Genomic DNA, 13,931 nt, shown 5'->3' on the forward strand with positions numbered 1-13,931 from the left:
GCGGACGGAAGCGTTTTTCGCGGCGCGGCGCACAGCCATGCCGTCAACCGTCGAAGCCGCCCCTCTTGAAGGCCGCCGCCTCACGGCGCTCACGCCTGTCGGGGCGCCCTTCGGCGACCGGGGCGGACAGTCTCTCGACGCTTGGTGTGGCAGGCACGACCGGCGAGAGATCCTCGTAGAGTTCCTGCGCCTCAGGAGCCGGTCCGCGCCGATCGCCGATCGCGACGACTTTCAGGACACGCACCCGCTCGTGGACGGACAGGGTCAGCACGTCGCCCGGCCGCACGAGGCGGGCCGCACTCGAAACCTTCTCGCGGTTGATGCGCACCGCGCCCGAGACAACGAGCTTCTGGGCCAGCGAGCGCGTCTTCAGGAGACGCGCGAAGAACAGCCACTTGTCGATCCGCTGTCCGCTGCGCGCTTCGCTCATTCGGGCCCGGCTATTTCTTGAGCTGCTCTTTCAGGGCCGCCAGCTTGGCGAAGGGCGAATCCGGGTCGATGGCTTTCGCACGCTCGGGGCGCCGGTCCTGACGCCCCTCGCCATGCGCCTGTGCGCCCTCGAAGCGCGGCTTGCCGCCCGGCCGCTTGCCGAAGCGCTCGCCCCGGCCGCCATCCTCGCGCTTGCCTTCGCCGCGCTCGGGACGCTGGCCACGTCCGCCGCTCTCGTTCCGGTCGCGCTGGCCGCGGCCCTTGTTGCCACCAGCCTCGTCGCGACCGCCGCCCCGCGTGTTGCGCCCGGCCTCGGCGCCACGGCGATGATCGCGGCGTGCTCCGCCACGGCCTTCGCCACGCGAGGGACGCCACAACTGCACCATCTTCGTCGGCTCGGCCTCGGCTGCCGGTTCGCTCGCCGCGGCGTTGCCTGCAGGGGGCGCGCCGTCGCTCGCCTCGGCCGTTACGGGTTCTGCGGCAACGTCGGGCGATGCGGGTTCGGCCGCAGGCTCCTCGACCGTTGCGGGCTCGGGCGCATCCACGGCCAGCCGTTCGTCCGCCGGCTGCCCGCCCCCGGCTTCTTCGCTGGCGGCTTCGACCGTGAAAGCATCAGTCGCGGGCGCGTCGGCCGCCTCATCGCCCTGCGGCGCCTCGACAGGCGCCTCGTTCACCGGCGCCTGACTCGCGGCGCTCTCGCTCGTCGTGATCTCGGCGAGCTTGGCGTCGACTTCAGTCGCCTCAACCTCCTGCGCACGATAGCCGAGACCCTTCAGGATCGCGTCCATGTCCTCGGCGGTGGCGCCGAGGATCGACATCATCGCGGGCGTCACGATGAACTCGCGACCGTTATAGGCGCCTTCGGGGCGTTTGGCCGCGCCCGGCTTCCAGGCCAGCGCCGGACGAATGAGATCCGCCAGGCGTTCGAGGATATCGACGCGCACGGCTCGGCTGCCGAGAAGGCGATAGCCGGAAAGCGCATAGAAGATCGGATCGAACCCCGCTTCCGGGCGCGCTGACGTGCGTCCCGTCGCCAGGAGCTGCGTGACCTCGCCATAGCCCGGCCTGTCGCGCCCCTCGTTCGCGATGCCCCAGAGCAGCGTCAGGAGGCCGGCGGGCGCCGGCTTGATCAGCGCGGGGACGAAAATGTGGTAGGCGCCGAAGCGCACGCCGAGGCGGCGCAGCGCAGCGCGCGCATCCTGATCGAGCGCGCGCACGTCATCGGCCACGTCGCGGCGCTGCAGGAGACCGAAGCTCTCATAGAGGCGATAGGCGATGCCTTTCGCCGTGCCTTCCAGCCCTTCGCCGGACTGCAGATCGGCCAACGGCTTCAGGATGGTCGAGACCTGATAGGTAACGTAGCGTTCTGCACGCGCGGCGACCTTCTCCCGCGCCGCGCCTTCGAGCTGTTCATCCGCCAGAATCACGATGCGAGGCTTCAGCGGGTCGTCGCTGGCGCTGAGTGTGGCGACGGGCGCGCCGAGCCAGCGCAGGAGCCCGTCCTGGCCGAGCGCGATGTCGCCGTTGGGCGCGTTGAAGAAGCGCTCGGCACGCGTCTCGTACTCGCCGGCCAGGGCCTTCTGGGCCGCGGCCCGAACGGCGCGCGCGTCCTGTCCGTCCGACTTGGCGTCGGCCGTGAATCTGAAGCCCTGCAGCTCCCCGACATGGTGGCCCTCAACGAGCACCGTGCCGTCGCCGCCGATTTCAGCTTCCATGAATGCGTTCTCTCTCAACCGCCGCATCAAGACGCTTGTCCTGCGATCTACGAAGCGTTTCGTCAACCGCTCGTGAAGCGCGTCGGAAAGCCGGTCCTCGATGGCGCGCGTCTTTTCCTGCCAGTGTGTCGGATCGGCCAGCCAGCCGGGCCGGTGCGATATGTAGGTCCAGGTGCGAATCTCCGCGATGCGCTGGGACAGCGTGTCGATATCGCCCTCGGTGCGATCCGCGCGCTCCACCTGGTTCGCCATGTAGTCTTCCGCCACATGCCCGTGCCCGACGAGATCGGCGTAGATCGATGCGATGATCTCGGCGTGCTGCGCGGGGGCGATGCGTCGGTAGTCCGGCAGCTTGCAGGCCTCCCAAAGAAGCTCGACCGCCTTCGCGCCGACGGCCTTTCGGGCAACCGCCTCATCACGCGACAGGAATTCCAGCGCGCGCTGGTCCACCGAAGGGAGCGAGCGGGCGAGCTCCGGCGTGCCGGAGCCGCGCTCGAGGCTCGCGCACAGGCGGTCGATCGAGCCGAAGTCGAGCTCGCGGGAGCGCCACTGCACCACTTTCACCGAAGCGAAGCGATGCGCCTCCAGATCCTCGACGAGTTCGGGAGAGAGCGGATCGACCCGGCCGGTCACACCGAAGGTGCCGTCGCGCACATGGCGACCGGCGCGCCCGGCGATCTGGCCAAACTCGGCCGGCGTGAGCTGGCGGTACTGGAAGCCGTCGAACTTCCAGTCCTGCGCGAAGGCGACATGGTCGACGTCGAGATTGAGGCCCATGCCGATCGCGTCGGTCGCGACAAGGAAATCGACGTCGCCGTTCTGGTAGAGTTCGACCTGCGCGTTGCGCGTACGCGGGCTGAGCGCGCCGAGAACCACCGCCGCCCCGCCCCGCTGCCGACGGATCAGCTCGGCGATCGCGTAGACCTCCTCGGCCGAGAAGGCGACGACGGCCGAACGTCGCGGTAAGCGCGTGATCTTTTTCGAGCCGGCGTAGAGGAGGTTGGAAAGGCGGGGACGCGTGACGAACTGGATGCCCGGCAAAAGCCGCTCCAGCACACCACGCATCGTCTGGGAGCCGAGGAGAAGCGTCTCTTCGCGCCCGCGCGCATGCAACACGCGATCCGTGAAGACGTGGCCGCGTTCCAGATCACCGCACAGCTGAACTTCGTCGATCGCCACGAACGCGGCGTTCGGCTCGCGCGGCATCGCTTCCACCGTGCAGACCTGATAGCGCGCGTTCTTGGGCTTGATCTTCTCCTCGCCGGTGATCAGCGCGACAGCGCCGACGCCGACGCGCTCCACCACCCGCGCATAGACCTCGCGCGCCAGAAGCCGCAACGGCAGGCCGATGACGCCGGAGGAGTGGGCCACCATCCGCTCGATGGCCAGAAACGTCTTGCCGGTGTTGGTGGGGCCGAGAACGGCCGTGACGCCGGCCCCGTCGAAGGGCCGGACTGTGCCCTGGGGCGGAGGGCTCGAGAAGGGCGCGTTCATCATCACTGCGCCTTGATAGTGGGGAGCGCGCCCGCGAAACGCAACGCGGCTTCATGCCTCGCGCACAAGAAAGGGCTCCGCTGACCGGCGGAGCCCTTCAGGTGAGCTGCGACGATGTCAGCGGACCGATATCACCGCGCCGGTGCGGCGGTCTATATCGACCTGCAGGTCGTCGCCGCGTCGGTCGGCGCCGACCACGCGGTAGCTGTTCGAGCGGCGGCTGACGGTGTCGATCTCGCGCATGCCTTCCGAGCGCGCGATCGAAACGGCGTCGCGCTCGCCGATCTCACGGCCCGTGCCGCGCTGCGGCGCATCACGGTCGCGCGTGTTCTCGCCGGGCTGGACGATGCGAACGCCGTCCGGACCAATCTGGATGCCCTGCGCTAAAGAGGGTGCGGCACCGGCGATGAGCGCGGTGGCGGCCAATGCGAAGATGGAGGATTTCATGCTCATGCTTCACTCCCATGCCTGAGCCAAAAGGTGCATTCACATGGGAGAAAGAACGGCCTTCGCCGAACCGCGTTCCCGGCCGCCCTGCGCAAGCCATGAGGCGAGATGTCTCAGGCCAGGTACTGTCCGCCATTCGCCGTCAGGGTCGCTCCTGTGATGAAGGCCGATTCGTCCGAGACGAGGAAGAGAACACAGCGCGCCACTTCATAGGCCTCTCCGAGCCGTCCGACCGGGATATGCGCGACGATCTGCTTCTGCATCACCTCTTCGGGGATCGTCGCCATCATGTCGGTGTTGATGTAGCCGGGGCAGATGGCATTGACGGTAATGCCCTTCTTCGCGCCCTCCTGCGCCAGCGCCTTGGTGAAGCCGATGTCGCCGGCCTTGGCGGCCGAGTAGTTCGCCTGCCCCATCTGGCCCTTCTGGCCGTTGATGGAGGAGATGTTGACGACGCGCCCGAAGCCGCGCTCGCGCATCCCGTCCCAGACAGGCCGCGTCATGTTGAAGAGGCCCGAAAGATTGGTGGTGATCACCGCGTTCCACTGCTCGGCGGTCATCTTGTGGAACATCGCGTCGCGCGTGATGCCGGCATTGTTGACGAGAATCTCGACCGGGCCGAGATCCGCCTCCACCCGGCGCACGCCCTCCTCGCAGGCCGCGAAATCGCAGACGTCCCACTTGTAGGCCGGGATGCCGGTCTCTGCGGTGAAGGCTTTCGCCTTCTCCTCGTTGCCCGCGTAACAAGCGGCCACCTCGTAGCCCGCCTCACTCAACGCCTTCGAGACCGCAGCCCCGATCCCGCGCGTTCCTCCCGTCACGATCGCCACCCTGCCCATTCGCGCCTCCCGTCGTTTCTGGTCAGTATCGATGCTGTCTCTCTTCCTAGATGCAGAACGGCCGGCGCATCTCCAGAGCGCGCCGGCCCTTCATCGATCACATGCGCTCGAGGCACATGGCGACGCCCATACCCCCGCCGATGCACAAGGTCGCGAGGCCGCGCCTGGCGTCGCGCCGCGCCATCTCGAAGAGCAGGGTGTTCAGGATGCGCGCGCCCGAGGCGCCGATCGGATGGCCGATCGCGATGGCCCCGCCGTTGACGTTGACGTTCTCGACGTTCCAGCCGAGTTCCTTGTTCACCGCGCAGGCTTGCGCGGCGAAGGCCTCGTTGGATTCGATCAGGTCGAGATCGGCGATCGTCCAGCCGGCTTTCTCCAGCGCCTTGCGCGAGGCGGGGATCGGCCCCGTGCCCATCACCGCCGGATCGACGCCCGCCGTCGCCCAGGAGACGATGCGCGCCATCGGTGTGATGCCGCGCCGCCCGGCCTCGACCTCGCTCATCAGCACGGCGGCGGCCGCCCCGTCGTTGATGCCGCTGGCGTTGGCGGCCGTGACCGAGCCCTCCTTGTCGAAGGCGGGGCGCAGCGCCTGCACCTTCTCCAGCGTCGTGCCGTGCTTGATGTACTCGTCCTCGGAGACGACGGTGTCGCCCTTTCGGCCCTTCACGGTGAAGGGGACGATCTCGTCCTTGAAGCGGCCGGCCTTTTGCGCGGCCTCGGCCTTGTTCTGCGAGGCGACGGCAAAGGCGTCCTGCTCCTCGCGCGTGATCTGCCACTGGCGCGATACGTTCTCGGCCGTCGTGCCCATGTGATAGCCGTGGAACGCGTCGATCAGCCCGTCCTTCAGCATGGTGTCGACCATCTTCATGTCGCCCATCTTGGTGCCGGCGCGCAGATGCGCGGCATGCGGGGCCATCGACATCGATTCCTGCCCGCCGGCGACGACGATCTTCGCATCGCCCGTGGCGATCTGCTGCATGCCGATGGCGACCGCGCGCAGGCCCGAGCCGCAGAGCTGGTTCAGCGCCCAGGCCGTCGTCTCCTGCGGGCAGCCGGCGGCCATCGCCGCCTGCCGCGCGGGGTTCTGCCCCTCGCCGGCCTGCAGGATCTGGCCCATGATCACTTCGTCGACGTCGCCGCCCTCGACGCCCGCGCGCGACAGCGCCTCACGGATAGCCGTCGCGCCGAGCTCATGCGCGGGCACGCTCGCGAAGGCGCCGTTGAAGGCGCCGACGGGCGTGCGCGCCGCCGATGCGATGACGATCGATTGCTCAGAAGCCATGAGATGTCCTTCCCTGCCGTGGGCGAGCGCATGCCGCATCCCGGGCGGCTCGCCCGCGCCTTGCCAAATCGTTTCCTCGCGCAACTCCGCCCGAGCGCGCGGCCCACCCTACTTAGGACGAACCTGCCGTCCTGCACAACGCGAGGGCAACAGCGAAACTCTTTGGCGGCGCGGCAAAACTATGGCTACATTCCATTCAAGCCCATCCGACGAAGATGGCGCGCCACGGAACCGCCGGGAGACGATCCGAACATGGCTCGAAATACCGAAACGACGATCATCAAGAAATATGCGAACCGCCGGCTCTACAACACCGGCACCTCGATGTACGTGACGCTCGAGAACCTTGCGGCGATGGTGAAGGGAGGCGAGGACTTCACCGTGCAGGACGCCAAGACGGGCGACGACATCACCCATCAGGTTCTAACACAGATCATCTTCGAGCAGGAGAACAAGGGCGGCCAGAACCTCATGCCGGCCACCTTCCTGCGCCAGCTCATCCGCTTCTACGGCGACCAGATGCAGATGGTCATCCCGGCCTATCTTGAGCAGTCGATGGCCGCCCTCTCGCGTGAGCAGGAAAGCTTTCGCGGCGAGGCCAACCCGATGGCGCAGACGACGCGAATGATCGAGGAGCAGGTGCGCCGCAACACGGAGATGTTTCGCGAGGCGATGGGCATGTTCAATCCGTTCCTCGCCGGTGCCGCGCCCAGCGGAGCGCCAGGCGCCAAGCCCGCACAGCAATCCGAGGCCCAGGAAGGGTCGAGCGACGATCTGGCGGCTATGCGCCGCGAAATCGCCGAGATGCAGAAGAAGCTCGAGGCGTTGAGCGGGGCCAAAGCGAAGTAGCCAAGGCGCCGCGCGTCATCTCGCGCACCCAAGACTGGCCTGTCAGGCTTTCAGAACCGATCAGGGTTTCCGAGCCGAAGCCGGCACCGGAGAACCGGCGCCAAAGAAAAAGCCGGGCATCGGCCCGGCTTTTCGATCTCATGCAGGGTCACGGCCCTGTTCGGCCGCGCACCACCGACGGCGACGGTGTCAGCCGTTGTCCTTGACGGCGAAGACCTGCTTGCCGCGGTACATGCCCGTCTTCAGGTCGATGTGGTGCGGGCGGCGCAGCTCGCCGGAGTTCTTGTCCTCGACATAGGTCGGGGCGCTCAGCGCGTCGGCCGAACGGCGCATGCCGCGCTTGGAGGGGGTGGTCTTTCGCTTGGGTACGGCCATCTTCTAAGCTCCGTGGCGGCTCTCGGCGCGTGCGCCTTTCCGCCCAATCTCGTTCACATCACCGGGGGCCGGAACTCTTCGTCCGCCACCCCTGCCGCCACGAATGTCGTGAGGACCGTGACGGGCACGACCGCTCCAGACCACCGAGGCGACGGGAATTCGTGCGTGCCCATAGCAGGATCGCCGCCGCCTGTGAAGAGGGTCGGGCCGTCGAGCTCAAACGTCGAGACACTCGACATAGGCGCCCGAGCCTCGCGCGCGAGCCTGGACGCGGTCGGCGATGCGGGCGAGGCCGGCGGTCGGATTGGCCGGGTCGCGCGCCAGCGGCGCCGGAAGCGACGCCGCCAGAAGCGCGGCCTGGCGCGCCGAGAGGTCGCTCGCAGGACGGTTGAAGTAGTAGCGTGCGGCGGCCTCGATCCCGTAGATGCCCGGCCCCCACTCGGCGACGTTCAGATAGATCTCCATCATCCGGCGCTTCGACCAGAGGGCATCGGCATACATCGCCAGCGGCACCTCCAGCCCCTTGCGGAGATAGGATCGGCCGTTCCACAGGAAGAGGTTTTTCACGGTCTGCATCGGGATGGTGGAGGCGCCGCGACCGCCCGAACCTTCGGCCAGTGCCTGGTCGATCACGGCGCTGAGCTCGGTCCAGTCGATGCCGTCATGGGCGCAGAACTGGCCGTCCTCCGACATCATCACCGAATGGACGAGGACGGGCGCGATCCCGTCCAGCGGCACCCATTGCCGGTCGAAGGGCTGGAAGGTGAAATGCTCCGCCAGCATCAGCGTCGAGAGCGGCCGCAAGGCCGGCGAGGCGTAGATCGGCACGAGCAGAAGCGGAATCGCTGCGAGAACGAGAGCGACGACGACGATCAGGCGCAGGATGCGTCTCAGCATTCGCTTATCGCTCGCCCCTTCCCTGCGAGCGGCCCCGCTCGCGCGCCACGGCCCCTCGCCTTGCGTCGCCCTCGTTGTAGAGCATCGACGAAGCGCTCTGCAAACACCCTTGCGGCGCGGCGTGGATGAGGCCACAGACGGGCCCTTGGTCTTCGAAGGAGCGACGGCATGAGCGAGCGGGCGGCGGCGTTCGAAGCAAGGTTTTCGGCAGCGGCCGGCGAGACGGAGGCGCGGCTGGCCGCGATCCTCGCCGACGGGTCGCACTTCGTCGAGGGCACGCCCCAGACGCTGCTGGCCGCGATGCGCCACGGGGCGCTCGGCGGCGGCAAGCGGCTGCGCCCGTTCCTCGTCGCCGAATCGGCGAGCCTCTTCGGTGCGGTCGGCGACGGCCCGGCGCAGATCGGCGCCGCGCTCGAACTCCTGCACTGCTATTCGCTCGTCCACGACGATCTGCCGGCCATGGACGACGACGACATGCGGCGCGGGCGACCGACCGTCCACAGGGCCTATGACGAGGCGACGGCCATCCTGGCGGGCGACGCGCTCCTGACGCTGGCCTTCGCGCTCGTCGCCGATGCGCCGGGCGTGCCACCAGAAAGCCGCGTCGCGCTCGTCGCGGCACTCGCGAGTGAGGCGGGCGCGGCCGGCATGGTCGGGGGGCAGGCGCTGGATCTGGCAGCAGAAGCGCGCTCGCTCGACGAGGACGAGATCGCCCGGATGCAGGCCATGAAGACCGGCGCGCTGCTCACCTTCGCCTGCGAGGCGGGGGCCATCCTCGCCGGCGCGTCGAGCGCGGACCGGGCGCGGCTGCGCCATTTCGGTCAGGCCATCGGCCTCGCCTTCCAGCTTGCCGACGATCTTCTCGACGAGACGGCGGACGCTGCGACGCTTGGCAAGGCCGCCGGCAAGGACCGCGGGCGCGGCAAGAAGACCCTACCCGCGCTCCACGGCGTCGACTGGACGCGAGCGCGCCTCGCAGCACTCGTGGCAGAGGCCGAGGCGCTCCTTTCGCCCTTCGGCGAGCGCGGCGACACTCTGGCCGCCGCCGCTCGCTTTATCGCGAACCGCGATCGCTGAGGCGCGCTCAGCGGTTCGTCACGCGGTAGCGCAGCCAGACCGCGCCCCCTTCGATTACTTCGTGCGAAACGAGTTCGATCGCCTCGACGGGCGCCCGCTCGCCTGCCGCCGTCTCCGATGCGTTGAAAACGCTCGGCGCGCCCTCCGCCCCGTCGACGGCCGGGGCGATCACGACGCTGATCTCATCGACCAGGCCGGCGCGCAGAAAGGCCCCGTTCGCACCGCCCCCGCCCTCGATCAGAAGCGTCTCGAGGCCGAGTTCGTGTCCAAGCGTCTCGAGCGCCAGCGCGAGGTCGATTTCCGTCTTTCCGGCGAAGACGTAGGAGACGCCGTCGCTCCGGAGCCCGGCCAGATGCGCATCCGAAACCGCCTCCGTCAGCACCACGACGATCGGGTCGCCGTCAATGTCGGCGCGTCCCCAGGCGATCTTGCCGTGCGCGTCGAGGACGATGCCGTAGGCTTCCGCGCCCCTTTTCGCGATGAAGGGCTCGCGCGCGAAGGTCTGTTCGCTCGCCTGCGGGTAGCTCTCGCCCTTGGCGAACTCCTGCCCGGTCGTGCGTCCGACGATCCACGAGCCTCCACCCAGGCGGTCGTGCACGCCCTCGAACAGCGCGCCCATGTCGATGCCACGCGGGCTCCAGCGGCTGCCGAGCGTGCGCCCGTCGATCGAGGATACCATGTGGCAAATCGAGTTCGGTCGCATCGTCGGCATTCCTTCGTCCATTGCCTTGCTCGCCTCGACGGCGGGTCGGAGCGCTACAGCTAAGCTGGAACCGGCCTTCGGCAAGCGGGCGCAAGGAACGCTTTGCATCCGCGCGCGATGGCGCTATGGGGAACCGAACCCACCGGTACGGACCAACCCCATGCTCGACGCGCTAGGCCGCTTCTCCGCCTTCATCGGCAGAACTTTCGCCCTCTGGAGCTTGCTCTTCGCGGTCGCTGCCTTTCTCGTGCCCGCTCCCTTCACCGGGCTCGCCGGCTGGATCGTGCCGCTGCTCGGCATCATCATGTTCGGCATGGGCCTGACGATCTCGACCGACGATCTGCGCCAGGTCGTCAAGCGGCCGGGCGACGTCGCCATCGGCATCGCCTGCCAGTTCACGATCATGCCGCTCGTCGCCGTTCTCCTGACGATGGTCGTGCCGATGTCCCCGGAGGTCGCGGCGGGCGTCATCCTCGTCGGCTGCTGCCCCGGCGGCACCTCGTCCAACGTCATGACCTATCTCGCCAAGGGCGACGTCGCTCTCTCGGTCGCCTGCACCAGCGTGACGACGCTGCTGGCGCCGCTCGTCACGCCCTTCCTCGTCTGGCTCTTCGCCAGCCAGTATCTGCCGGTGGACGCCGGCGCGATGTTCCTCTCCATCCTGCAGGTGGTGCTCCTGCCGATCGCCGCCGGCCTCCTGGTGCAGAGGATCGTGCCGCGCGCGGTGCGCGCCGCCCTGCCCATGCTGCCCCTCGTCTCGGTCGCGGGCATCGTCCTCATCATCGCGGCGGTCGTTTCGGTGAACCAGGAACGGATCGCGACGACCGGCCTCCTGATCTTCGCGGTCGTCGCCGCGCACAACCTCTTCGGCCTCGCGCTGGGCTTCTTCGCCGCGCGCCAGCTCGGCCTGCCGCTGGCCAAGGCGAAGACGATCAGTCTCGAAACGGGCCTGCAGAACTCGGGGCTCGGCGCAGCGCTCGCGGCAGCGCATTTCTCGCCGCTCGCGGCCGTTCCGTCCGCCATCTTCTCCGTCTGGCACAACATCTCCGGGGCGCTGGCCGCCAACTGGATGGCCACGAAGACCGACGGCTCGGAGCGTCCGGTGCAGCCCGCGCCGCCCGTCAGTTCCTGATCACGACGCAGGAGCCGCCCGCCGAGCGCAGGCGCGTGCAGACGCTCTCGGCCTCTCCGCGCGTCTGCGCCCCGACGCGTACCGCGCTAATGCGGCGCGGCCCGGAGATCGGGCGCGTGCGCATCACGATCGGATCGACGCCGCCGAGGATGCCCGGATAGGCGTCCTGGAGCTTGCGGTACATGCGCATGGCGATCGCCTCGTTGACGTGGCCCGCGACCTGCGCGCCCCAAGGCTGCATCGGTGCCGATTCGGCGCTGGCGAACACGGCCCGCGTCTCCATGATCGGCAGGCGCCGGCAGCTCTCGTCGAAGGGCCGCTCGGCATCCAGAGGCTTCACAGCCGCCTCGCGGATCTCCTCGCGGAACCATGAGGCCGGCTGCGCGGTGATCGAATAGACGTAGTCCTCGGTCTCGTAGGGAAGGCGCCCGCCGCTCGTCATCCAGCGCTTCACGCGGTTGATGCCGCCGTTGTAGGCCGCCGCCGCGAGCCCCCAGGAGCCGAGCTCAGTGCGCAGATCGCGCAGATAGAGCGCCGAGTGGCGGATCGCCTCGTTCTTGTCGAAGGGGTCGGCGAGCCCGCGCTCGGCCGCCGTGTAGGGCATGAACTGGGCAATGCCCTGCGCACCGACGGGCGAGCGCGCGCCCTCGTCGAAGCGGCTTTCCTTCCAGATCAGCCGGGCGAAGAAGTCCGGCGACATGCCGGTCGCCGCCGCGTTCTGCGCGATGAGGTCGCAGATCGCGCCAACGCGCGGGTCCGCTTCGGGCTCCTGCGCGCGCGCGGCAAAGCAGGCGATGAGGAGCGCGGCGGCCGCGATGCCGGCGCGCCATGCGCTCATTCGGCGGCGTCGCGCCGGCCGAAGCGGCGTTCGATGTAGTCCGCCACCATCACGCGGAAATCCTCGGCGATGTTGGCGCCGCGAAGCGTCGCAACCTTCTGCCCGTCGACATAGACCGGGGCGGAGGGCGTCTCGGCCGTGCCGGGCAGCGAGATGCCGATATCGGCGTGCTTGGATTCGCCCGGTCCGTTGACGATGCAGCCCATCACAGCGACGGACAGCGCCTCGACGCCCGGATAGCGCTCGCGCCATTCCGGCATCGCCGCGCGGATGTCCGACTGGATCGTCTCGGCCAGTTCCTGGAAGAGCGTCGAGGTGGTGCGCCCGCAGCCGGGGCACGCCGCGACGATCGGGATGAACTGCCGGAAGCCCATCGTCTGCAGGATCTCCTGCGCGACCTGCACTTCCTTCGTCCGGTCGCCGCCGGGCTCGGGCGTCAAGGAGACGCGGATCGTGTCGCCGATGCCCTCCTGGAGGAGAATGCCCAGCGAGGCCGCCGAGGCGACGATGCCCTTCGAGCCCATGCCCGCTTCGGTCAGGCCGAGATGGATCGCGTGGTCCGTGCGGCGCGACAGATCGCGATAGACCGCGATGAGGTCCTGAACGTTGGAGACCTTCGCCGAGAGGATGATCTTCTCGCGCGCAAGGCCCGTCTCTTCGGCGAGTTCGGCCGAATAGAGCGCTGAACGGATGATCGCCTCGCGCATCACCGCGCGCGCCGGCAGGGGCGCCGCGCTCTGCGAGTTCTCGTCCATCAGCCGCGTCAGGAGTTCCTGGTCGAGCGAGCCCCAGTTGACGCCGATGCGCACCGGCTTGTCGTAGCGGATCGCCGTCTCGACGATCTGCACGAACTGGCGATCCTTCTTGTCCTTGAAGCCCACATTGCCCGGATTGATCCGATATTTGGCCAGCGCCTGCGCGCAGGCCGGGTAATCGGCGAGGAGCTTATGGCCTATATAGTGGAAGTCACCCACCAGCGGCACGTCGAGGCCAAGGCGTTCCAGACGTTCGCGGATGCGCGGAACGGCCGCGGCCGATTCCTCGCGGTCCACTGTGATGCGCACGATCTCCGACCCTGCCTTGGCGAGCTGGGCCACCTGCGCGACCGTGGCGTCCACGTCGGCGGTATCCGTGTTGGTCATCGACTGGACGACGACCGGTGCGCCGCCGCCCACCATCACGCCGCCGACGCTGACGCCGACCGTCGAGCGGCGCGGCAGGGGGTCTGCGATCACGGGATCGAACGGGGTCTCGGCGTTCATCGGCTCATGTCCGGCTTGCGGGGGCTTGGCATCGAGTTGAGCGCTCGCGCGCCTGTTGTCAAATAAGGCCGCGATCTTTGCGGAAGAATGACGGTGGCTTGATCGGCTTCGCACCGCCCTTCTATCAAGGGGCGCGATCGCTACGGAGACCACTGATGACGCTCGGCGCCACCCTGACGCTTCTTTCGCTGGCCGCGCTCGTCGCGGTGCTGCCCTTCTGGCCGTGGTCGCGCGAATGGGATTATCGCCCGGCGATCATGCTGGCTGTGTTCTGCACGTTCATCGTGGTTCTCTGGGCGGTCTTCATCATCTGAGGAGGCTGTGGGAACCCGTTCGGCTCCTCACAGGTTCACCGGCCGAAGGACACAAAGAAGTCTCATTTGGCTGGAGTTCGCCCCGTGAACATCATCATCGTCATTATCCTCGTCCTACTCCTCGTCGGCGCCCTGCCCTCATGGGGCCACTCGCGCAACTGGGGCTACGGGCCGAGCGGTATCCTCGGCATTATCCTGATCGTCGTTCTCGTCCTTCTCTTGACGGGACGGATCTGACGCGAGGAGCCGGGGCGCGGATGCGCGCGCCCCGGCCCTTC

General features: G+C 68.3%; 15 protein-coding genes. 5 read left to right on the forward strand and 10 right to left on the reverse strand.

The window, feature by feature from the left end:
• Positions 1-43 precede the first annotated feature (43 nt).
• The 5 genes from H1343_RS16075 to H1343_RS16095 all read right to left on the reverse strand — a co-directional run bounded on the left by H1343_RS16075 (position 44) and on the right by H1343_RS16095 (position 6,206).
• Positions 44-430, reverse strand: a complete 387-nt coding sequence (locus H1343_RS16075) for an RNA-binding S4 domain-containing protein (protein ID WP_185983831.1) — start codon at positions 428-430, stop codon at positions 44-46.
• A 10-nt stretch (positions 431-440) separates the two neighbouring features.
• The gene (locus H1343_RS16080) at positions 441-3,641 is read right to left on the reverse strand and encodes a helicase-related protein (RefSeq protein ID WP_246333162.1); all 3,201 of its coding nucleotides are present in this window, start codon (positions 3,639-3,641) and stop codon (positions 441-443) included.
• 114 nt (positions 3,642-3,755) lie between these two features.
• Complete coding sequence (locus H1343_RS16085) at positions 3,756-4,091, reverse strand: PepSY domain-containing protein (RefSeq protein WP_246333163.1); 336 nt, start codon at positions 4,089-4,091, stop codon at positions 3,756-3,758.
• A gap of 107 nt (positions 4,092-4,198) precedes the next feature.
• On the reverse strand, positions 4,199-4,924 hold the full coding sequence (gene phbB / locus H1343_RS16090; RefSeq protein ID WP_185983832.1) for an acetoacetyl-CoA reductase: 726 nt from the start codon (positions 4,922-4,924) through the stop codon (positions 4,199-4,201).
• 97 nt (positions 4,925-5,021) lie between these two features.
• The gene (locus H1343_RS16095; protein WP_185983833.1) at positions 5,022-6,206 is read right to left on the reverse strand and encodes an acetyl-CoA C-acetyltransferase; all 1,185 of its coding nucleotides are present in this window, start codon (positions 6,204-6,206) and stop codon (positions 5,022-5,024) included.
• 252 nt (positions 6,207-6,458) lie between these two features.
• On the opposite strand from H1343_RS16095, the gene phaR reads away from it, so the two are divergent.
• Entirely contained in the window at positions 6,459-7,055 is a 597-nt protein-coding gene (phaR, locus tag H1343_RS16100) for a polyhydroxyalkanoate synthesis repressor PhaR (RefSeq protein WP_185983834.1), read from the forward strand.
• Between the two features lie 189 nt (positions 7,056-7,244).
• Here phaR and rpmF read toward each other — a convergent pair whose 3' ends face one another.
• Complete coding sequence (gene rpmF / locus H1343_RS16105) at positions 7,245-7,430, reverse strand: 50S ribosomal protein L32 (RefSeq protein ID WP_185983835.1); 186 nt, start codon at positions 7,428-7,430, stop codon at positions 7,245-7,247.
• A 216-nt stretch (positions 7,431-7,646) separates the two neighbouring features.
• The gene (mtgA, locus tag H1343_RS16110) at positions 7,647-8,327 is read right to left on the reverse strand and encodes a monofunctional biosynthetic peptidoglycan transglycosylase (protein WP_185983836.1); all 681 of its coding nucleotides are present in this window, start codon (positions 8,325-8,327) and stop codon (positions 7,647-7,649) included.
• A 168-nt stretch (positions 8,328-8,495) separates the two neighbouring features.
• Here mtgA and H1343_RS16115 point away from each other — a divergent pair, with 168 nt between their 5' ends.
• A complete protein-coding gene (locus H1343_RS16115) occupies positions 8,496-9,404 on the forward strand; it encodes a polyprenyl synthetase family protein (protein WP_185983837.1) in 909 nt (302 codons plus the stop codon).
• Positions 9,405-9,411: 7 nt separating this feature from the next.
• Here H1343_RS16115 and H1343_RS16120 read toward each other — a convergent pair whose 3' ends face one another.
• The gene (locus H1343_RS16120; RefSeq protein ID WP_185985721.1) at positions 9,412-10,107 is read right to left on the reverse strand and encodes a RibD family protein; all 696 of its coding nucleotides are present in this window, start codon (positions 10,105-10,107) and stop codon (positions 9,412-9,414) included.
• Between the two features lie 160 nt (positions 10,108-10,267).
• Between H1343_RS16120 and H1343_RS16125 the strand changes: the two genes are divergently transcribed.
• The gene (locus H1343_RS16125) at positions 10,268-11,239 is read left to right on the forward strand and encodes a bile acid:sodium symporter family protein (RefSeq protein ID WP_185983838.1); all 972 of its coding nucleotides are present in this window, start codon (positions 10,268-10,270) and stop codon (positions 11,237-11,239) included.
• On the opposite strand, the gene H1343_RS16130 is transcribed toward H1343_RS16125, so the two are convergent.
• Together H1343_RS16130 and ispG are read right to left on the reverse strand one after the other, a co-directional pair.
• Positions 11,229-12,077 (reverse strand): lytic transglycosylase domain-containing protein, encoded by an 849-nt coding sequence (locus H1343_RS16130; protein WP_185983839.1) that lies wholly within the window; start codon positions 12,075-12,077, stop codon positions 11,229-11,231. The two genes, H1343_RS16125 and H1343_RS16130, sit on opposite strands and share 11 nt — an antisense overlap.
• The gene (gene ispG / locus H1343_RS16135; RefSeq protein ID WP_185983840.1) at positions 12,074-13,339 is read right to left on the reverse strand and encodes a flavodoxin-dependent (E)-4-hydroxy-3-methylbut-2-enyl-diphosphate synthase; all 1,266 of its coding nucleotides are present in this window, start codon (positions 13,337-13,339) and stop codon (positions 12,074-12,076) included. Before ispG ends, H1343_RS16130 begins: the two co-directional genes overlap by 4 nt.
• Before the next feature lie 155 nt (positions 13,340-13,494).
• Here ispG and H1343_RS16140 point away from each other — a divergent pair, with 155 nt between their 5' ends.
• Positions 13,495-13,653 (forward strand): DUF3309 family protein, encoded by a 159-nt coding sequence (locus H1343_RS16140; RefSeq protein ID WP_185983841.1) that lies wholly within the window; start codon positions 13,495-13,497, stop codon positions 13,651-13,653.
• Positions 13,654-13,737: 84 nt separating this feature from the next.
• Positions 13,738-13,890 carry a DUF3309 family protein gene (locus H1343_RS16145; protein WP_185983842.1) on the forward strand — a complete coding sequence of 51 codons (153 nt, stop codon included), beginning with the start codon at positions 13,738-13,740 and terminating at the stop codon, positions 13,888-13,890.
• The last annotated feature ends 41 nt before the right edge of the window (positions 13,891-13,931 follow it).

It is taken from the genome of Aureimonas mangrovi, from assembly GCF_014058705.1.
GTDB classification, from domain to species: Bacteria; Pseudomonadota; Alphaproteobacteria; order Rhizobiales; family Rhizobiaceae; genus Aureimonas; species Aureimonas mangrovi.